This is a genomic window from Acidobacteriota bacterium (assembly GCA_018268895.1).
Classification (GTDB): Bacteria; Acidobacteriota; Terriglobia; order Terriglobales; family Acidobacteriaceae; genus Edaphobacter.
The window spans coordinates 120858-141467 of the sequence record JAFDVP010000012.1; the positions used below are offsets into that span (position 1 = coordinate 120858).

The window sequence follows — 20610 nt, forward strand, 5'->3', positions numbered from 1 at the left end:
CGCTTACAGCACTGCTGATCATTCTGGCGCTGGCAGCTTACGTCGACCGCGTGTACTCGGAGATGGGCAAGTTCCTGGCGCGCGAGTACCAGGACAATATCGACTCCTGGGAGAAGTTCGTTGAGCCGCGGCTGAGACTGGGCCGCGAGTCCATCGTCCTCTCGGCCTCCGTTCTGCGCCAGCTGACCCTTGCAGCGATGGCGCTGCTCTGGGGGCTGCATCTTTACAAACCCACCAGCGCGCTCGTTGAGACCCCCAGCGCTCCCGCCATTGCACGCGCGGCCGCCGAGCTGATCCTGCTCATCCTCATCTTCGACCGGCTGATTCCGCAGATTCTCTTCGCGCGGACAGGCGGACTGTGGCTGCGAAAGATGGTTTTTGTGCTTCAGGTGCTCTTCTACCTGATCCTCCCGGTCACCATCGTCCTTCAATTACTGCTCTCGATCGCCGCTCTCGCCGAACCCGAAGACACAACCGAAGAGGAGCGCCCGTCCGTGGCAATGGAGGCATTGCTTGAGGCTGGCGAAGAAGAGGGCATCCTCGAAGAGTCCGACCGCGAGCTGGTGCGCTCTGTCGTCGAGTTTGGTGACAAGGTGGTGCGCGAGGTGATGACGCCGCGGCCGGAGGTCTTCGCCGTTCCCGGAACACTGACGTTGCGCGAGTTCACCGCCGAGATCAACGAGCACGCCTTCTCGCGCGTTCCTGTCTACGCCGGATCGCTCGATCACGTCACTGGAATCGCCTTCTCGCACGATCTGCTGAAGATTCTGGATATTGAAGCCGGAATACGCACCGTGGCCCAGATTCAGCGCCCCGCCGCCTTTGTGCCGGAGACCAAAAAGGTCGCCGAGCTGCTGCGCGAGATGCAGCGCGAGAAGCAGCACATGCGTATCGTGATCGACGAATACGGCGGGATCGCGGGTCTGGTGACGATCGAAGACCTGCTGGAAGCCATCGTTGGCGACATCGCCGACGAGCACGACGAGCCGAAGCCGGAGGAATCTGCCGTGCCCGGCCCCGACGGCTCTTTTACCGTTCCAGGCAGCTTTGAGGTCTCGCGGCTCAGGGAGCTCTTTGCCGATCAGCTCGATCATGCCGAGGGCCGGCCTGCTGAAGACGGCGAGACGGCGGAAGAGACCGATGCCCACGAAGAGGAGTCCGATCCGCTGCGGTTGCCGCAGGGGTATGAGTCGACGACTCTGGGCGGCCTGGTGTCTGAGATTGCCGGACACATTCCTGCCCCCGGCGAAGTCGTTGAACAGAACGGCCTGCGGATGGAGGTGCTTGCCTCGACGGACCGCAGAATCGACCGCGTGCGCGTCAGCCTGGCTGGGCACTCGGCTTAAGCCACAAAAACGAAAAGCCCTGGGGACGCCAGGGCTTTTCGCTCTTCAAGCCTACAAATCGTCAATTTGTGGTGAGGTTGACCGATACGCTATGCGAGAGCGTGCCGGAGGTCGCAGTAATGGTGACCTGCGAAGTGGCAGGCGTGGGTGTTGGAGAGGGTTGTGTCGCCTTCGTGGTTCCGCTGCTGCAACCGGACAGCGTGCCAAAGGCCAGCACGCAGGCAATAGCCAGCACCGATCCGCGAAGCAGGGCCGACCGTCTGCACAGACCGGCGAAGCCGAGCAGGCCAAGCGGAAGGAATCCAGCCAGCACGACACCACGATGTTTCGCCAGCGAAGCCGTGTAACCCGTTGGAGGCGGAGGAGCGGGGGTTCCGACCGCTGTAGTGATTGCCAGACCAACCATTACCGGAGTGGTTCCGCCGACGCGGACCGATGCAGGATTGAAGCCGCAACTGTCTCCCGAAGGAAGCCCGGAGCAGGACAGAGTGACAGTCCCGCTAAAGCCGTTGACCGCCGAAAGATTGAGAGAGAGATTGCCAACCTGCCCTCCTGTAACAGTGACTGTAGGCGCAGATGATGCGATGGTGAAGTCAGCGGTCCCCGCAGGCGCTGCCGGTACGATGGAGCCGAATAGACCGCCCTGCTCATTGTTGATTCCAGCGGCGAAGTAGAGGGTATTGGGATCGCCCGCGCTGGCGTTTGTCCCTCCGGTGGTGGTTCCGGCACCGAAGACGATCTCCCACAGACCGGAGTTGGCCAGCGGCGTTCCGTTGGAGCCGGTCACTTGTCCCACCAGCGAGAAGTTCGTCGGGTCGTACGCGTTGATGACGCCGTCGCCGAAGTTGCCGACGAGCAGCGTTCCTCCAAGCGATCCGAACCCCTGCGGCGCAAGCGCCATGCCCCACGGAGCGTTGAGGTTGCCCTGGCTGATCGCGCGCTTCACGAAGTTGCCGTTGAGGTCGAACTGATCTACATAGCCGAGTCCGGCTCCCACGGCCTCGCGGCCCTGGTCGTTCTGCTGGGCGTAGGTGACATAGATGTTGTTGCCGATGGTATGAATGCCGAAGGGGTGGAATCCGGCGGGAAGGGCGGAGCCCGTGAGGCTGCCGGCAAGGTGCGAGGCAGCGAACGTGCTGTCGAAGACATCAACGCCGCCGTTGAAGTTGGCGGCAAGCAGGAAGGTGCCGGCATTGTTCTTCACCACGGCAATGTCGGTGTAGACAGCATGGCTGGAAGAGTTATTCGCAACAGTGACAGCGTTGGGAGTGCCGGTATTCCACGCGGCGATGGTTCCGTCGAGCGTACCGAAGAGAAACGTAGCCGAGCCGTGGTTAGGGATATTGAAGACGCTGGAGTCCGGGTTGTACACAGTGCCCGCAGGGGAGCCGTGGCCCGACGTGGAGGATGCAGGTGGAATGGTGACCGAGAAGAATTCATTGCCGGCTGCACCTTCGACAAGCGAAATGCCCGTGCCCGCTGTGTCGATCCAGAACTGCGGTCCGATGGAGACACCCCATGGATTGATGAGCGTAGGGTCCTTCATCTGCGCGGGAACGGAACCATCGGAGATGATGTTGGTCTGCGTGTAGTTGGTGGATTGAGCCAATCCCGCGACTGGAAGAAGCACGGCTGCTGCGAGCAATAGTGACGCACAACGGTGTGTTGATCTCGCAACTTTTCGTAACGGGACAAACTGTGACAAACGACGAAAGCTTCCCGGGGAGAAGCGATGACTCTCGAGAATCGGCATGAAAGCTCCAAGTGTCGCGGCCACATTTGAGGTCATGCACTGCTGCGATGCCCTCGACCGCGATCTGAGACGAGCCTATGGAACCGGGACTCGAGAGTTGTCAGCCTGCATTCACAAGTACGTCATTCGTTCCTGTCTCGTTTGTCCGGCGTTTGTCTGCGTGTTATCACGAACGGAAAAAACCCGGCGGTGCCGGGTCTTTCCCATTGCTTGAAGATGTCAGGAAGATCAGTCGATCGAGATCTTGCGCAGCAGCTTGAAGTCCGAGAGCATCTTGCCGGTTCCGAGAACGACCGAAGCCAGCGGATCATCTGCGATGGAGACAGGCAGGCCAGTCTCTTCGCGAATGCGCTTGTCGAGGTTCTTGATGAGCGCGCCTCCACCGGTAAGCACGATGCCGCGGTCGGAGATGTCGGCCGAGAGCTCGGGCGGTGTGCGCTCGAGGGCCACGCGAATGGCGTTGATGATCGTCGAGATGCACTCCGAGAGCGCCTCGCGGATCTCGGAGTCGTCGATGGTGATGGTCTTCGGCACGCCTTCGATCAGGTTGCGTCCCTTCACCTCCATCGACAGCGGCTTGTCCAGCGGATAAGCGGAGCCAAGCTGCATCTTGATCTGCTCGCCCGTGCGCTCGCCGATCAGCAGGTTGTACTTGCGTTTGAGGTAGGTGATGACCGCCTCGTCCATCTGGTTTCCGGCCATGCGCACCGAACGCGAGTAGACGATGCCCGCCAGCGAGATCACGGCGATGTCCGTGGTTCCACCACCGATGTCGACAACCATGTTGCCGCCGGCCTCGGTGATGGGAAGTCCCGCTCCAATAGCTGCCACCATGGCCTGCTCGACGAGGTGCACCTCAGACGCCTTCGCGCGGTACGCCGAGTCCATGACCGCGCGCTTCTCCACCTGCGTGATCTCGGAAGGCACGCCGATGACGATGCGCGGATGCACCATCATCTTGCGGTTGTGCGCCTTCTGGATGAAGTAGTTCAGCATCTTTTCGGTGTGGCGGAAGTCGGCGATGACTCCGTCCTTCATCGGCTTGATGGCGACGATGTTGCCAGGGGTGCGGCCCAGCATCTCCTTGGCCTCTTTGCCGACCGCCTCGACCTCGTTGGTCACCTTGTTGACGGCGATGATGGAGGGCTCGTTGACGATGATTCCCTTGCCATGCGCGTAGACCAGCGTGTTTGCGGTCCCGAGATCGATGGCGAGGTCGCTCGAAAACAGGCTGAAAAGCGACCGCATGTTGTGGATGCGCGAGTAGCGGGTCTGAAAGGCGTTCGAGGACATTCGGCGGCTGTGTTCCTGATAGGAAGTTGTAAGGCTATTGTACGGCCAATTGAACGGCGCTGCGTCCCCTGTGCCCGCGTCCACCAAGGCGCGCGGCGTAGCACACAGGATTCTCGTGCTGGTCCTTCAAGCACGATCATCCTCACGAAAGCCGGAAAGCGCCAGCCAAATCTTCGACTTTGAAGCGGCAGGAACCTTCCGCGTCAGTAGCCCCGCAGCAGAATGGATACAATCGAATACGGAGCAGAAGACACCATGATTATTGGCGTACCCAGGGAAGTAAAAGACCACGAGAGCCGCGTTGGCGTAACCCCGGCGGGCGTAAAAGCTCTGGTAGAGGCGGGCCACAAGGTGCTGGTCGAACAGAAGGCCGGCGCACTTTCAGCCATGCCCGACGACGAGTATCAGCACGCCGGGGCCGAGATCGTAGGCTCCGCCCACGACGTCTGGCGGCTGGCCGACATGGTCGTCAAGGTCAAGGAGCCCGTCGAGAGCGAGTACAGGCACTTCCGCGAGGGACTGGTGCTGTTTACCTACCTGCACCTGGCTCCTCTTGAGGCACTTACCAACGCCCTGCTGGAGAAGAAGGTCACGGGCATCGCCTACGAGACGGTCCGCGACCGCGCCGGAGCGCTGCCGCTGCTGACGCCGATGAGCGAGGTCGCAGGCCGCCTCAGCGTCCAGGTGGGCGCCGAGTACCTGACCAAGGAGCACGGCGGGCGCGGCCTGCTGCTGGGCGGCGTCCCGGGAGTTCCTCCCGGCAACGTCTGCATCATCGGCGGCGGAGTCGTCGGCACCAACGCCGCGAAGATCGCCCTCGGCATGGGGGCCAAGGTCACGCTTGTTGACCTGAACCTGAACCGCCTGCGCGAGCTGGACGATATCTTCAACGGCCGCGTCTTCACCATGGCCTCCAACAGCTACAACATCGAGCGCGCCGTGACCGAAGCAGACCTGTTGATCGGCGGCGTGCTGATTCCCGGAGCCGCCGCACCCAAGATCGTCACCACGGCGATGGTCCACAAGATGAAGAAGGGCGCCGTCGTCGTCGACGTGGCGATCGACCAGGGCGGATGCATCGAGACCGCTCACCCAACGACGCACAGCAATCCCTCCTACGACATCAACGGCGTGGTGCACTACTGCGTCACCAATATGCCCGCAGCCGTTCCCAATACCTCCACCCTTGCGCTGACCAATGCCACCTTCCCCTACGTGTTGAAGCTGGCAAAGGTTGGAGCAAAGGCGGCGATCAAGGAAGACAAGGGGATCGCCGAGGGCGTAAACACCTACGACGGCATACTCACCTATGCTGCCGTCGCTTCGGCGCAAAACCGCGATTGGAAGAGCGTGTTCGAACTGGTATAGAGGGCTGGCTTCGGGAGAACGGCGCGAGGAGACAGCGATGGCAACCGAGAAAAATCGGCGGAAGGTCGTAATCATCGTGCTGGGCGCCTGCCTGCTTGTGTTGTTGACGACGCTCATCGGCCTGAACGCCTTCAAGGTCAGCTTTCTGAACCCGTCGACGACGGAGCAGACCTTCGTCTTTACGGGACTCTCAGCTCTCGCGTTTCTCCTGTTTGTCGCCATCCTGGTCCTGCTGGTTCGCAATGTGCTCAAGCTCTATGCCGACCAGCGCAGCCGCGTACTAGGGTCGCGCCTTCGCACCCGCATGCTTACCGGCGCAGTCTTGGTCTCCCTGGTGCCGATCGCGTTCATGTTTTTTTTCAGCTACGGCCTGATGAACCGGTCCGTCGACCGCTGGTTCTCCCAGCCAGTGACCGAGATGCGCGACGACAGCAACCGTATTGCGCTGGAGCTGTCGCATTACACCGCTGCAAACGCGCGGGCCGAAGCCACGGCAATCGCCGCCACCCTACCCGAGATGCGCGACATGCTCGAAGGTGACACCGGAGCGGTCACCGATCGCGAACGCGAAGAGATCGCCCGGGTCCTCCGCCAGCACGAGATCACACTGCAAAACGGCTTTGTGATTGTTTACCGTAACCGGCAGGTTGTGGCGTCGTTCCAAATGCCGCAGCGCGAGGGCGCAACGGCCGAGGTGAAGCCCTGGCTTCCTGAAAAGAGTGTGGATGAGGAGACCGGCAGCCGCAACGATCCGCCCGAAAAACCGGCACTCAGTGACCCAACGGACGCCGCAATTCTGGCCGCGGCACAACGCAACGATGAGCCGATCTTTTCGCTGAACAAAAACGACTATGCCCTGGGGACGGCCACACTGAAACAGGGCACCGTCGTCGTCGGCCTGCCCATGCCCTATGGAATGTCCTCCACGATGGCCGACCTTCGCCTACGCGCTGAAAACTACTGGAAACTGTTCCGTCAGCGCAGGCAGATTCGAAATCTTTACATGATGCTCTTGCTGATGATGACTGGCCTTGCGCTATTCGCATCGACGTGGCTTGCGCTTCATCTTTCCAAGCAGGTCACCAAGCCGGTCGAGGCGCTGGCAGATGCCATGGAGGCCATCGCGGCAGGCGACTATGGACACCGCGTAAAAGAGAGCGCCACCGAAGAGCTGGGCGAGCTGGTGCGCAGCTTCAATCACATGGCCGCCGATCTTGAAGGCAGCCGCCGCGCAGTGGAAGAGTCGACCGGGCAATTAAGCGTAGCCAACGCCGCGCTGGAAGCGCGCCGCGGCGAGCTCGAGACCATGCTCGAGACGATCCCCAACGGCGTCGCCACGCTCGACGCGCAGGGCAGGATCGTCCTCGCCAATCGCGCGTTGATCGAGATGATGGATCCCGGCGGGCAAAGCCCCTTCCTCGGACGCGCAATTCACACAGTCTTCCCACCGGAGGTTGTCGAGGTGCTGGACCGGCTCATCAAACGCAGCCATCGCATGGGTTCGGCGTCGAGTGAGTTGGAGATCGATGCTCCTGGCGGCCACTTTGGTGGAACGCTCAACCTGCTGGCAACGGTCGCGCTTCTGGAGACCCCAGTAGGCAACGACCGCGCGCGTCGCGAGCATCGCGGCTATGTGATCGTTCTCGAAAACGCGACGGAACTGCTCCGCGCGCAGAAGCAATCGGCGTGGAAAGAAGTTGCGCGTCGCGTGGCGCATGAGATCAAGAACCCGCTGACGCCGATCGGCCTCAGCGCGGAGCAGATCCGACGGCACATCGACCGCCTCGCGGGAACGCTGGAGGCTGCGGGCGTGGAGTCGACCTCGCCCGGCGTCATTCGCCGCTCCAGCGAAGTCATCTCAAGCTCCGTCGAGAGTATGCGCTCGCTGGTGGATCAGTTCTCCGCGCTTGCCGAGTTCCCCACGGCGCAGCCGCGCCCGGCGGACCTGAACACCATCATCGAAAACTCGCTGGCGATGTTTGCCGGCCGGATGCAGTCGATCAAGGTCGTCCGGCGCATGGGTGAAAAGCTGCCGCTGGTGATGGCGGACCCCGAGGCCCTGAAGCGCGCGCTTGGCAACCTGGTCGACAACGCCGCCGAAGCGATGCAGTCGAGCCTGCTCCGTGAGCTACGCATCTCAACCTGTCTGCTCGAAAACGGCATGGTGGAGCTGACGATCGCCGACACTGGCTCGGGCCTCACAGACGAGATGCGCGAGCGGCTCTTCCTGCCCTACTTCTCCACCAAACAGCGCGGCACGGGCCTCGGGCTTGCGATCGCAGGCAAGATCATCCAGGAGCACCAGGGCACAATTCGCGCTGAAAAGAATGTTCCTGCGGGAGCAAAATTCATCATCGAGCTGCGCCCAGCCGTCGAAGGCGAATCCGACACCATCGCAGCCGATACAAGTACCGGGAGAGTGACCGCGTGAACCACATTTTGATCGTCGACGACGAAGCCGAGATACGCGAGACGCTCGAAGGCATCCTGCGCGAAGAGGGCTACCTCGTCACCACCAGCGCCACCGCCACCGAAGCCTTGGAACTGGTGCGCGACGCCGACTACGACGTCGTGCTGCTCGACATCTGGCTGCCGGACAGGGACGGCCTCGAGACGCTCGGCGAAATGCGCCGCCTTGAAAGCGCCAACGTTCCCGAGGTCGTCATCATCAGCGGCCACGGAACGATAGAATCGGCCGTGCGTGCGACCAAGCTCGGCGCCTACGACTTTCTCGAAAAGCCCCTCTCGCTCGACCGCACGTTGATCGTCGTGAAGAACGCCATGCAAGCCCGGCGCATGCGCGAGGACAACGCCGAGTTCGCGCGCCAGCTGGCGGCAAGGAACAACGTCACCGGCCAGAGCGTCGCGATGAAGGCCCTGCGCCAGCAGATCAAGCTGATGGCGCCAACCAACGGCCGCGTGCTGATCTTTGGCGAGAGCGGCACGGGCAAGGAGCTGATCGGCCGCGCCATGCACGCCGCCAGTCTCCGCAAGGACCGCCCCTTCGTCGAGCTGAACTGCGCCGCCATCCCCGAGGACTACATCGAGAGCGAGCTCTTCGGTTACCGGCACGGCGCCGTGGCCGGAGGCCCGCCCGAGAAACGCGGGACCTTCGAGCGCGCCGACGGCGGAACACTCTTCCTCGACGAGGTCGGTGACATGAGCCTGAAGACGCAGGCCAAGGTGCTGCGCACGCTCGACGAGCAGCGCTTTCTGCCCGTGGGAGCTTCGCATCCGGTGCACGTCGACGTGCGCGTCATCGCGGCCACAAACAAGGATCTCGAGGACGAGATCGCGCGCGGCAACTTCCGCGAAGACCTCTTCTACCGGCTCAACGTCATTCCGTTCTTCGTGCCGCCGCTGAGGGACCGCAAGGAAGATATTCCGCTCCTCGTAAAAGAGTTTCTCGAAGAGTTCGGCCAGCAGTACGGCCGCCCCCACGTCGAGATGACGGAGGATGCCTTGAACTCGCTGCGCCAGTATCATTGGCCAGGCAACGTCCGCGAATTGCGCAACCTCGTCGAGCGCCTGCTCATCCTGAACCCGAAGGTGCACCGCATCGAGAAGAAGCATCTTCCGATGCTCGTCTATCGCGGCCCCAAGCTCACCGAGTCGGGAAGGATCAGCACGAAGACCGAAGAGTTCTCGAGCCTCGTCGAGGCGCGCGAGGCCTACGAGCGCGACTTCATCCTGAAGAAACTGGACGAGTTCCACGGCAACGTCAGCCGCGCCGCCGAAGGGCTTGGCCTCGAGCGCAGCCATCTCTACCGCAAGATGAAGGCGCTCGGCGTCACGATCAAAGAGTAGCGGCCCGGTTACGGCAGGGTCCGCCGGCTGTCAGCGATTCTCCTTTGCCGGCGGCAAGCAGAAGAAATCGCGAAAATCCCGCGCCCCTGCCAACCGGATACTAAGGGCCGCTGGAGTTTGCGCTCCAGCGGGAAGTTACAGGAATAGATGCCGGATTCCGCCATGGGTTTGTATCCAGATACCCGCCGCCGAGATTTTCGTTTTTACTTCGCGGGCCTGCGTGTGGGACTGGGATAATCGTAGGTGCTCTGGTGGTTCACAGCCTCGGTGGCGATCGCTCCAGCCGGCCGGCACAAAGGCTCGGCTCCGCTGCGAGAGAGAGGCTGCGCGCACCCCCGATGAAGACACTACGACTCGTCTCTACGCCAACCCGCAATCGAAGACTGAACGAGATTATCGGGCTCACCGTGCTGGTCAGCGCGGGACTTCTGCTGCTCGCGCTGGTCAGCTACACGCCCACCGATCGCTCCTTCAACACCGTGGGCGGCTACGTTGCGGGGCGGCCTGCGCATAACTGGACGGGAATCGCCGGCGCCTATCTCTCCGACGCCATGCTGCAGATCATCGGCATCGCAGCGTTCTTCCTTCCTCTCGTCGTCGGGCGGCTCGGCGTCTGCTGGATGATGTCGCGCCCCGCTGGCTCCCCGCTGGCGAAGACTGTTGGCCTGTCGATGTGGGTCGTCTTCGGCCCCGCAGCGATCGCGCTGCTGCCCGGTCACCTGCTGTGGCGTGGCGCGCTGCCAGTCGAGGGCGTCAGCGGACGCCTGCTCGCCGACCTGCTCGTCTCCTTCCTCAACCTTCCCGGCGCCTCCATTGTGCTCGCCCTGATGGTCGCGCTCTCGCTCTACCTTGCGACGACGTTCACCTTCAACACCGCGCGCGAATGGGCGACCATGCGCTTCGGCTTCGCCCAAACGATGTGGGAGCGCTGGACCGCATGGCGCGAACGTCGCCGCGGCGCAGACCTACCCGCCGAAGAGTACGGCACCAAACGCGAGCGTGCGGAGATGCGCGCGCAGCGCGAACACGAGATCGCCGACCGCAAAATGCGCGAGGCCGAGGCTAAACTCCGCGAGCCGAACACAACCCTGCTGGGCAGCCTCTTCGGCTGGCTGAGCCGCAGGAAGCGCGCAGAGGCACAGGCGCAGCCGGAAGAGTCGATGCGTCCTGCCGCGGAGTCTTCCATCTTCCAGGCCATGCCGCGCACCATGGTCGACGCTCCTCCCGTCACTCCGCTGAGCACTGCAACCGCTGCGGCTGCGCCCTTCGCCGAAGCATTGGCAAAGGCGGCAGCGCCCACGCGGGCCATCGACGATGCAGCAAACTTCAGCGACAGCTTCCGCGAGCCGGCGCCTGCACGCGAAACCGCCCCGCCGCCCGCGAGGCGCAACGTGCAGGAGATCCGCCCCGCCGCCGCTCCCGTCACAGCGCAGGCTGAGGATGGCATCTCCTTCGGCAAGCGCGCCGACGCCGACCTCAAGGCCGTCGTCATCACGCCGAAGAGCGTGCGCGGCTACAAGCTGCCTCCGTCTTCCCTGCTCTATCGCAGCGAAGAACACACGACCGTCCGCGAGGATGCCCTGCGCGAAGAGGCGCGCATCCTGGTCGAGAAGTGCGCCGAGTTCGACGTCGACGGACAGGTCACGCACATCAACCCCGGCCCCGTCGTCACCACCTTTGAGTTCAAGCCCGACGCCGGTGTGAAGTATGCCCGCGTCACCGGCCTCGCCGACGACCTCTGCCTCGCCATGGCCGCCGAGAGCATTCTGATCGAGCGCATGGCAGGCAAATCGACCGTTGGCATCCAGGTTCCGAACGCCGAGCGCGAGACCATCTGGCTGCGCGATGTCGTCGAGTGCGAGAACTTCGCGCAGTCGAAGTCGCGCCTGGCCATCGCCCTCGGCAAGGACATCAACGGCCGCATCGTCACCGCCGACCTCGCCTCCATGCCGCACGTCTTGATCGCAGGCTCAACCGGCTCGGGTAAATCGGTTGCGATCAACGCGATGATCATGAGCGTGCTCTTCAAGTCCACGCCGGAGCAGGTGCGCATGATCCTCGTAGACCCCAAGCGCGTCGAGCTCGGCATGTACGAGGGCATCCCGCACCTCTTCACGCCGATCATCACCGAGGCCAAGCTCGCGGCCAACGCATTGCGCAACGCAGTGCGCGAGATGGAACGCCGCCTCAAACTGCTCGCCGCAAACCACGTCCGCAACATCGACCAGTTCAACAAGCTCTTCGACAATGGCAGCGGACATCTCTTCGAGGACGTCAACCAGGAGCCGCTGCCCTACATCATGATCATCATCGACGAGCTGGCCGACCTGATGATGCTCGACCGCGCCAACGTCGAAGAGGCGATCACGCGCCTCGCGCAGATGGCGCGCGCCGTCGGCATCCATCTCGTGCTCGCCACGCAGCGGCCGTCAGTCGACGTCATCACCGGACTCATCAAGGCCAACGTTCCCACGCGCATGAGCTTCCGCCTCGCCACCAAAGTCGACTCGCGCACCATCATCGACTCCAACGGCGCCGAAAGCCTGCTGGGCCGCGGCGATATGCTCTACCTGCCGCCGGGAACAAGCCGCGTCCAGCGCGTGCACGCTCCATTCGTCACCGAGAAGGAGATCGCCGCAGTCACCGACTTCTGGAAGGCACAGGGCGAGGCCGAATACGTTCACGGCTTCCTCGAAGGCCCCAAGGACGAGGCCGGACGCGACACCGAAGGCGGCTCAGGTGGCGACGACAACGATCCGATGTACGACGACGCCGTTCGCCTCGTCTTCGAGTTCGGCAAGGCGTCCACCTCGCTGCTGCAGCGTCGCCTGCGCATTGGCTACGGCCGCGCCGCCCACCTGATCGACCTGATGTATAACGACGGTCTGGTCGGCCCCGCCGACGGCTCAAAGCCGCGCGAACTGCTGAAGCCTGCCAGCTGGCTGAAAGAGGTCGACACCGTCTCGCAATAAGTTCAGCGCGGAATGTGTCGCGTCGAACGAAGCGCAATAATCGCGAGCACGCAGATTACGGCAAGAAAGACGATCCAGACCAGCTCCGGGTGTCTCTCTGTAGCCGCTCTTGTATCGGGCCGCGATGTGTAAACAGGGTTCTGCTGTTCTGCTCCAACTCTCGCAACTTGAATCTTCCCATTGAGCGAGAGCGTGCGAGCGAAATCATACTGTGGTGCTGTGAGAGCTGGATCGCCATAGAAGAGCGTCAGCGGAGCTGTAGAAGCCGCGTCGAAGCAAAGCCTGCGCTCGCGCATCTCCAGGCGGACAGACTTGATAGGAAGCGGCCGGTCGTCGCCATTGTCGACCGTTACCTCCACCTCGGCTGCGCTTTGCAGGTTCGACCCAAGCGTTGCCGGCACGCTGAGCCTCTGCTGCCGGATTGCGCGACCGGCCTGCGTCATCTGCACGCGCATAATGTTTCCATCCATCGTCTCGCCGCTTGACGGAGCAGTGCCCACCGCATGGTCGTTCACCGTGACATTGCGGCTGAAGTTGGAGCTGAAGCCAGCCGGAAGAACAAACGTGACTCGTTCAACGGGTACGCGCTGCGGCAATGAAAATGTTGCGACACTCTGTCGTCCTCGTTGAGTAATCGTGCTGGTCTCTACCGCCAGCGTGTAGATCGACTGCGCCTCGCGGCTTGGTGGAACGCGGGCGCCAAGTACCATCTGCGGCATATATCGCACCGGCACAGATCGCGGAGCAGACGAGACCTTCAGCTCAATATGCAGATACGGAAAGCTGGACTCCTCCAGCGCCAGCGATGTGCTGCGCGAGAGATGCTGCGACGCCAGATCGAACAGCGTAAACTGCCCCAGCCGCGTCCCCGTCTCTCCCGGCGAGTTCACACCCGTTACCGTTGCCGTCGCAATAAAGTCTCTTCCCGCCAGATCCAGAGCAACATTGGTATAAGGCCGGTCGGGCATCGCCAGATCGAAGACGATCGCGCCGTTCCGCATTCCAAGATTCAGAACGCCTGCCGGCTGCGTGTCCGGCTGCTCCGGCTCACTGAGCGTAATTGCATACGGTACATCCCGCGCTCCAGCCGTCTGCGGATACAGCCTCAGGTCCTTCAGCGACGCAGCCGCGTGCGCGAACGTCACCGCATCGATCACAGCACAGTTCAATCCAGGCCCTGCGGCAACGATCGACCGCTGATAGCGGAAATACTGCGGCACAGGCTCGACCACCGAAGCTGGACGAGCGCCTGTCTGCCATAGAAGAAACGCTGCAAAGAACAAAAGTCTCACTGACCGCGCTCTCCTTTGGAAGGATTGGCTGAAGCGGCAGAGGTCTCATCCTTCAGCGTGTCTCGCAGCGAGAGCCAGTCCTTCTGGTAGGCAAAACTGATCGTCATCAACAACGCTCCCAGCGCAAGAAAACTCGCAAAGCGATAGCCCTGGCTGAGGTTGCGCATGTCGTACAAAAAAGTCTTGCCAATGCTGAAGACCAGCAGCGCCAGCGCCTGCCAGCGGACAAACGCCGAGCGCCGCCAGAACCCTACGGCCAGCAACGCCGCTCCATACAACATCAGAAATCCCGATACCGCAAGCGCACGGCGAAGCTCCATATCGGGATCAGTCGTTGAAACCTGCCATAGCGTCGCAACCTCTCGCACACCGGCCAGCACTGCAATCAGGTTAATCGCAATCACCGACCCGCCAGAGAGCTGTGCCCACACCAGCGCCGCCACATCCACCACAGCGATACGAAGCGCTGCCCATGCGACACCGCCAAGAACTGCAAGGCCAACCAGGGCCATGCCAAAGTCGGCATTGGCAAAGGACACATGCTGCGCAGAACCGTAGCGAGAAGTAGAGATCTCGCGCAGCGCCAAAAGCACCGCAAGAGCATCCACCGCCAACAATGCAGCAAAGGAGAACCGCGACCAGACTGCCTTCAACTCTCCTCCGCCAGCGCGCGCATGCAGGGCCATCCACGCCGCTCCGGCAAATGCGGCGACGCCGATGAGCGCTGTCGCCAGGTTGCGGTTCAGCAAAGGCGCAGTCAATCCACCGTCGAACCAGAACGGTACCGCAATCACTCCGCCCAACCCCAGAACAAGCGACCCGGCGGAGAGCCATCGCAATACGTCGCTGGCATTCGAGTGTGGCGCGTCCCTGCCCACCCGGCCTGCGCCAACCCGTAGCGCCACCCACAAGAGCGCCACGCCCTCCACCAGCCACGCAACCGTTATCCAGTGCCCGCTGGCCTTCAGAGGAACGGCAATCGTCAAAAAAACCACTGCCAGCGAAAGATGCACCGCTGCGGCAACTGCTCCCTGGGGCAGCCGCGTAATCAACAGATACGTCGCTGCCAAAATGAGCATGAGCCATGGCAGGAACCAGTGACGATCGGAGTCCTGCATCACGGAGTAAAGAGCCAGCGAGATAAACGCCGCATTCGCAAGCGGCAGCAGAATGTCTCGAACATGCAAACCGCCGCGCCGCGCTGGCTTCTCCGCTTCCTTCTCCCGCGGGACTGCCCCTCCAAGCGAAGCGCTTGCAAAGACCACAAAGAAAAGCCCGACAAACGCCGTCGTTACCGCAAAGGCAGGCTCATGGTAAAACTCCCAATACCATCCGATGAAGTAAGCGGCCGTTGCCGGAAACGCGCCGAACAACAGTCTCGCCCAGGGCTTTACCCGAACCAGCAGCACCGTCGCAACATCGATTGCCAGCAAGTAGGTGAAGAGAAATACCTCGTGATCGCCCCCGGTCGAAAGCAGCAACGGCGTCGCCAGTCCACCGATCAGAGCATAGGCCGCCAGCAGTTCGGCATCCTGCGACCATGCCATGTAGGCATTCCACGCTGTCACCAGGATCATCCCCACAAGCGCAGCCGATGACGGCAACAGATGATAGAGCTGGAACGCCGCCCAAAGCGATAGATACAGCACGCCCGTTCCAACTGCCTTCAACGAGTACGAAAATGCCGAGAAGCCTTTGCGGCGAAAACGCTCCGACCACACCACAACGCCGGTCCCTGCAATCAGACCGATCAGGATACGGCCCACTGGCCCGATCCATTGGTTGTCGATCGCCAGCTTCAGGCCAAGCGTTGCTGCAAACAGCAGGGCGACTATACCGATCCGGTTAAAAACCTGCGCCCCCAGCCGGCTCTCAAGCGAACCCTTGCCGCTGGCAGAAACAACGCTGTCGGCAATCGCTGCCTCCTCCACTTCGCTGTGTTGAATAACAGGCAGCGCAGCGGGTGGAGGCGGTGGAGGAGGTAAAGGCGCAGGAAACCGCCCGCCTGCCCGCATAGCAGCCAGCTCGCGCTCAAGCTGACTGACGCGCGCGGCAAGCTGCTTCAACTCTGCTGCCACTCCGGCTTCGTCGGTATGGCTTTGCGGCTGGCTGAAACTCTCCTCCGACCCCATGGCAACTAATGTACCGCCTGCGCTACGCCTGTGGCAGCGAAAACGATTCGCCACTTCCTCTGGTACTCTTTGCGCACATGCTGCCGTTGAATATCCTTGTTGTCGACGACGACGCGCTCAGCCGCGAACTGATCGTTTTGCTGCTCACTCACGCAGCCCATACCGTCGAAGCTGTTGACTCCGGCGAAGCTGCCATCGCGCATCTCGTCACCACATCAAGCCCGCTCGACCTTATCCTCGCCGACTTGCAGATGCCCGGAATCTCCGGCGTCGCCCTCGCCCACAAACTGCGCCAGACCGGATACGGCCGCACTCTACTCGCTATGAGCGGGAGCCAGCCTGACGACCATGCGCTGGATGGCTTCGATGGGTTTCTACTCAAGCCCTTCGACATGGATACGCTCGACGCCGCGTTCGAGGGCACCTCACGAAGACAGAAGCATGAACCTCCCCCGGACACGAACGTACTCGACCCGGAAACTCATCGCAAACTCGCTGCAACCATGAAGCCCGAAAAACTGGCGCAGCTCTATCAGCTCTGCCTCGGGGACGTAAGAAAACGCGTCGCAACCATGCGTCGGGCCGCAGCCATGGGAGACGACGCAACCTGCCGGCGCGAGGCCCACGCCATCAAGGGAGGTTGCGGCCTGATAGGCGCTATCGAGTTGCAAACTATTGCAGCGTCAGTAGAAAGCCATGGTATCGCTACTAATCATGTAGCTACGCTCGACGAAATCCTGGTGGCCTGCGAACGTCTGGAGCGTATGCTGGTCGCAAATCAACAAATCAATGCAGTTTAAGCAAGACCTTGTAAGGAGTCGCGCATGAAGGAAGCCGTGAAGAAGTCTGCAGACACCGCTAACACTCTCTCCCCGATTCGTGTCGTTGTCGCAGACGATCACCCCGTGGTTCGCTTTGGCGTCAAGAACATGCTCGAAAGCGAGCCCGGCTTCGAGGTTGTCGGCGAGGCCGAAGATGGCGATGTCGCTATTACCGAAACGCTGGAGCGCGAGCCCGACATCCTTCTGCTCGACGTCATGATGCCCCGCCTGCCGGGGCTGGAAGCTCTCCGCGCCATCATGGAAAAATCGCCGCGGGTAAAGATCATTCTGCTCACCAGCACCATCACCACGCAGCAGATCATCGAAGCGCTTCAGATCGGCGCGCGCGGCATCGTCCTCAAAGACGCCGCGGCATCCGACCTCTCCAAGTCCATGCGAGCCGTGCTCTCTGGCGACTACTGGATCGGCGGCGAGCGCGTCGTCAACCTGGTCACCGCGCTCAACGAGCTGATGAAGCAGGCCGCTGCTACCCCCGAGAAGAAGACCTACGGCCTTACCCCGCGCGAGCTTGAGGTCGTCACCTGCATCGTCGAGGGATGCAGCAACAAGGACGTCGCCAAGCAGTTCGCCATCAGCGAAGAGACCGTGAAGCGTCATCTCTCGAACATCTTCGACAAAACCGGCGTCTCGACGCGGCTTGAGCTTGCTCTCTTCGCCATCGCGCACAAGCTGGTCACGCTCGACAACTAACCTTTCTCTCTCGCTCATTCAGTAAGATGAAAAGATGAGCGAGAGAGAAACTGCCGAACAAGCAACAGCGGACCTGCTGGTCATCGGCGCCGGGCCAACCGGGATGGCCTGCGCCATCGAAGCGCAGCGCGCGGGCTTCAGCGCTCGCCTGGTCGACAAGGGCTGTCTCTGCAACTCGCTCTTTCACTACCCGTCGAACATGACCTTCTTCACCACTCCGGAGCTTCTGGAGATCGGCGACATCCCTTTCTCCAGCCCAAACCAGAAGCCGAATCGCGACGAAGCGCTCGAATACTATCGCAAGGTCGCCGAGCACTACCGTCTCGATGTGCGCCAGTACGAAACTGTGGAGCGCGTCGCCGGTTCCGATGGCAACTTCACCGTCCATACAAAGGACCGCTTCGGCCGCCCGCTTGAGCATCGCGCCCGCAAACTCGTCATCGCAACTGGCTACTACGACCTGCCCAACTACCTCAACATCCCCGGCGAAGGCCTGAACAAGGTCTTCCACTACTACGAAGACCCGCACCCTTACTACGATCTGGATATCCTGGTCATCGGAGGAAAGAACTCAGCGGCCATCGCCGCGCTCGACCTGTGGCGTCATGGCGCGCGCGTTACGCTGGTGCACCGCGGCGCCGAAATGCATCGTCATGTGAAGTACTGGATTCTTCCCGACATCAACAACCGCATCAAGAACAGCGAGATTGCTGCGTTCTTTTCGAGCAACGTCACCGGAATCACAGAGGATCAAGCGATCCTCTCAACGCCACAGGGCGAAGTGACTCTCGCCAACCAGTTCGTCTTTGCTCTCACCGGCTATCGCCCCGACTTCGAGTTTCTCGAAGCCCTCGGTGTGCGGCTGGATGAAAAGAACGATCGCTGCCCCGTATGCAATCCCACAACGCTTGAGAGCAACGTGGCCGGCATCTACCTCGCAGGCGTCGTCATCGCCGGTGAACGCACCAACGAGATCTTCATCGAGAACGGACGCTTCCATGGGAAGCAGATCGCCGATGATCTTCAGACGAAGCTCGCGCACGCCTGCGGCTCATACCCGTTTCGTAAAAGTTATTGATCAAAAAGCCCGGCCAATGCCTGCATAACTACCTCCCAAGGCATGGCTCAACCTTCAGGGCCAACGGCCCGCTATATTTCAGCCTGGGACGAAGCCCCAGGTAAACGCTCCCAATGTATCGAGCGCTGAAGGCGCGACACAAAATGTCGCACAACACCTGAACCGGACCGGCTCACCCGATCACACGTCGCTTGAATCCACGAATACCGAACGCCGTAAGCAATGCGAGAAACACCACCAGCATGCCAAGGATCAGCGCCGGATTCATATGCGGCAGCGCCGGGGTCAGGGCCGACCGCAAACCTTCGCTCATATAAACGATCGGGTTGACCAGCACGCCAATCTGCAGCCATTTGATCTTGTCGAGCGCCGCCCACGGATAGTACACGCATCCCAGGAAGGTGATCGGCATCACCACAACGCCAAAGATCAGGCCTATCTGCTGCGGCTTCACACTCGTGCCGATCGTCAGCCCCAGCGCCCCCGACGTAAGGCTCGCCAGCACCATCACGACGATCAGGTAGGGCCAACTCCACACATGCGCCACAACCGGCGTCGACGGAATGTAATACGCCAGCGGAAAGACGACGACCGCGGCAATCATGCTCTGCACCGCCGAAAAGCACATCTTTTCAAGCGCAATGGCCGCCACAGGCAGAGGACACATCACGCGATCGTCGATCTCGCGCGTGATGCCGAACTCCTGCGCCAGCGGCAGCGCAACCGCGGCAATGCCGCTGAACATGATCGCCACCGCCATAAGCCCCGAGAGCAGGACCGTGCTGAAGTTGCCGCCCGCCATCGCCGCCGTGGGGTTCATCGCCGCGCCGCCGCTCATGTGCGGCATGATGAACGTAAACACAAACAGGAACAGCAGAGGATTCATACACACGCGAATCGCAAACGGGAAAAGTTCGCGGCGAAGCACATGCAGGTCGCGCAGGAAGAGCCCCGCAAACGCACGAACATACTGCATCGTCTTTGAGCTGCCCGCGGAGACGGGCGCCGGGACCTCAACCTCAACTGTCGCAAGTTCCGTCATTCTCTACTCTCGAAGATCGCGTCCCGTGAGACGAATGAACACCGTCTCCAGGCTAGTTTCAGTGACCGTCAGATCGCGCAGACCATATGGGTTCGCCGCGTGGACGACCTCAGGCAGCAAGCCCTCTGTGCCCTCCGCGAAGATGCGCACTCCTTTAGATGTTGCTTCCACGCTCGCGACACCGGGTTTTCGCTCCAGCTCATCCACCAATAGCGGGATCCCCTGATGGCTCCGCAAATCGAGCTCGTAAACGCGCGCCGCTCCCACCGAACCCTTGAGCGCCGCAGGCGTATCCTCCACCAGAATCTTTCCGTGGTCGATGATCGCAACCCGATCGCACAACTCGTCGGCCTCTTCCATGTAGTGCGTCGTCAGCACCACGGTGATGCCTTCCTCGCGGAGATTCCGCACAGCCTCCCACATCGCGATGCGGCTTTGCGGGTCCAGCCCGGCGCTCGGCTCATCCAGAAACAACACCTTCGGACGATGCGCGATCGCGCGGCCAATCTGCACGCGTTGCGCAAGGCCGCCTGAGAGTTGCGCAGGATACGCCGACGCGCGCTCCGTCAAGTGAAACTGCTCCAGCAGCCTGTTCGTTCTCTCCCTCGCCTCGGCACGCGAAAAACCAAAGTACAGGCAGTGGAAGAAGATGTTTTCGTACACCGTGCACGCACGGTCGAGCGTGTTGTACTGCGGCACAACCCCGATCTGCCTTCGTGCCTGTGCCGGAGTTTTCACGACATCGATTCCCGCGATCCGTACCCTACCCTCGGTCGGCAACGCCCGCGTCGTGCAGATGCTGATTGTCGTCGTCTTTCCCGCGCCATTCGGGCCCAGCAGGCCGTACAGCTCACCAAGACGCACACTGAGATCGATCCCATCGACGGCAACCACACGCTGCTTGCCGTCGTATATCTTCTTCAGGCCTTCGATCTCAACGATCATCCCTGGTCCTCTCCGTGCGTAACGTCTCAGGTTACACGAAAACAGACCCG

At 61.6% G+C, this 20610-nt stretch carries 13 protein-coding genes and 1 pseudogene; 8 read left to right on the forward strand and 6 right to left on the reverse strand.

Going from position 1 to position 20610, the window contains the following annotated elements:
* The first annotated feature begins 11 nt into the window (after nt 1-11).
* Nucleotides 12-1346 (forward strand): annotated as a pseudogene (locus JSS95_14100) (HlyC/CorC family transporter).
* A 61-nt stretch (nt 1347-1407) separates the two neighbouring features.
* On the opposite strand, the gene JSS95_14105 reads toward JSS95_14100, so the two are convergent.
* Both JSS95_14105 and JSS95_14110 read right to left on the reverse strand, forming a co-directional pair.
* Nucleotides 1408-3099: a TIGR03118 family protein gene (locus tag JSS95_14105; GenBank protein ID MBS1800944.1), complete on the reverse strand. Its 1692-nt coding sequence runs from the start codon at nt 3097-3099 to the stop codon at nt 1408-1410.
* 228 nt (nt 3100-3327) lie between these two features.
* A complete protein-coding gene (locus JSS95_14110) occupies nt 3328-4347 on the reverse strand; it encodes a rod shape-determining protein (GenBank protein ID MBS1800945.1) in 1020 nt (339 codons plus the stop codon).
* Nucleotides 4348-4647: 300 nt separating this feature from the next.
* Between JSS95_14110 and ald the strand changes: the two genes are divergently transcribed.
* From ald to JSS95_14130, 4 genes are all read left to right on the forward strand, one after another.
* Nucleotides 4648-5760, forward strand: coding sequence for an alanine dehydrogenase (ald, locus tag JSS95_14115; protein ID MBS1800946.1), 1113 nt, complete (start codon nt 4648-4650; stop codon nt 5758-5760).
* 37 nt (nt 5761-5797) lie between these two features.
* Complete coding sequence (locus JSS95_14120) at nt 5798-8191, forward strand: HAMP domain-containing protein (GenBank protein ID MBS1800947.1); 2394 nt, start codon at nt 5798-5800, stop codon at nt 8189-8191.
* The gene (locus tag JSS95_14125; protein MBS1800948.1) at nt 8188-9567 is read left to right on the forward strand and encodes a sigma-54-dependent Fis family transcriptional regulator; all 1380 of its coding nucleotides are present in this window, start codon (nt 8188-8190) and stop codon (nt 9565-9567) included. Before JSS95_14120 ends, JSS95_14125 begins: the two co-directional genes overlap by 4 nt.
* Nucleotides 9568-9905: 338 nt before the next feature.
* Nucleotides 9906-12539: a DNA translocase FtsK gene (locus tag JSS95_14130; GenBank protein ID MBS1800949.1), complete on the forward strand. Its 2634-nt coding sequence runs from the start codon at nt 9906-9908 to the stop codon at nt 12537-12539.
* Nucleotides 12540-12541: 2 nt separating this feature from the next.
* On the opposite strand, the gene JSS95_14135 is transcribed toward JSS95_14130, so the two are convergent.
* A complete protein-coding gene (locus tag JSS95_14135) occupies nt 12542-13831 on the reverse strand; it encodes a hypothetical protein (GenBank protein ID MBS1800950.1) in 1290 nt (429 codons plus the stop codon).
* The gene (locus tag JSS95_14140) at nt 13828-16017 is read right to left on the reverse strand and encodes a DUF2339 domain-containing protein (protein MBS1800951.1); all 2190 of its coding nucleotides are present in this window, start codon (nt 16015-16017) and stop codon (nt 13828-13830) included. The genes JSS95_14135 and JSS95_14140 overlap by 4 nt, the downstream gene beginning before the upstream one ends.
* Nucleotides 16018-16049: 32 nt before the next feature.
* On the opposite strand from JSS95_14140, the gene JSS95_14145 reads away from it, so the two are divergent.
* The 3 genes from JSS95_14145 to JSS95_14155 are packed head-to-tail and all read left to right on the forward strand — an operon-like array spanning nt 16050 to nt 18573.
* On the forward strand, nt 16050-16763 hold the full coding sequence (locus JSS95_14145) for a response regulator (protein MBS1800952.1): 714 nt from the start codon (nt 16050-16052) through the stop codon (nt 16761-16763).
* Between the two features lie 24 nt (nt 16764-16787).
* Complete coding sequence (locus JSS95_14150; GenBank protein MBS1800953.1) at nt 16788-17495, forward strand: response regulator transcription factor; 708 nt, start codon at nt 16788-16790, stop codon at nt 17493-17495.
* A 34-nt stretch (nt 17496-17529) separates the two neighbouring features.
* The gene (locus JSS95_14155) at nt 17530-18573 is read left to right on the forward strand and encodes a YpdA family putative bacillithiol disulfide reductase (protein ID MBS1800954.1); all 1044 of its coding nucleotides are present in this window, start codon (nt 17530-17532) and stop codon (nt 18571-18573) included.
* Nucleotides 18574-18745: 172 nt separating this feature from the next.
* On the opposite strand, the gene JSS95_14160 is transcribed toward JSS95_14155, so the two are convergent.
* Nucleotides 18746-19615 (reverse strand): ABC transporter permease, encoded by an 870-nt coding sequence (locus tag JSS95_14160; protein MBS1800955.1) that lies wholly within the window; start codon nt 19613-19615, stop codon nt 18746-18748.
* A gap of 3 nt (nt 19616-19618) precedes the next feature.
* Nucleotides 19619-20560 carry an ATP-binding cassette domain-containing protein gene (locus JSS95_14165; protein MBS1800956.1) on the reverse strand — a complete coding sequence of 314 codons (942 nt, stop codon included), beginning with the start codon at nt 20558-20560 and terminating at the stop codon, nt 19619-19621.
* Nucleotides 20561-20610: the final 50 nt, after the last annotated feature.

Excerpts from the sequence above, each read along its gene's own strand:
- JSS95_14155 (MBS1800954.1), top strand. The coding sequence starts at position 17,530 with ATGAGCGAGAGAGAAACTGCCGAACAAGCAACAGCGGACCTGCTGGTC.
- JSS95_14130 (MBS1800949.1), top strand. The coding sequence starts at position 9,906 with ATGAAGACACTACGACTCGTCTCTACGCCAACCCGCAATCGAAGACTG.
- ald (MBS1800946.1), top strand. The coding sequence starts at position 4,648 with ATGATTATTGGCGTACCCAGGGAAGTAAAAGACCACGAGAGCCGCGTT.
- JSS95_14120 (MBS1800947.1), top strand. The coding sequence starts at position 5,798 with ATGGCAACCGAGAAAAATCGGCGGAAGGTCGTAATCATCGTGCTGGGC.
- JSS95_14160 (MBS1800955.1), bottom strand. The coding sequence starts at position 19,615 with ATGACGGAACTTGCGACAGTTGAGGTTGAGGTCCCGGCGCCCGTCTCC.
- JSS95_14105 (MBS1800944.1), bottom strand. The coding sequence starts at position 3,099 with ATGCCGATTCTCGAGAGTCATCGCTTCTCCCCGGGAAGCTTTCGTCGT.
- JSS95_14110 (MBS1800945.1), bottom strand. The coding sequence starts at position 4,347 with ATGCGGTCGCTTTTCAGCCTGTTTTCGAGCGACCTCGCCATCGATCTC.
- JSS95_14150 (MBS1800953.1), top strand. The coding sequence starts at position 16,788 with ATGAAGGAAGCCGTGAAGAAGTCTGCAGACACCGCTAACACTCTCTCC.
- JSS95_14165 (MBS1800956.1), bottom strand. The coding sequence starts at position 20,560 with ATGATCGTTGAGATCGAAGGCCTGAAGAAGATATACGACGGCAAGCAG.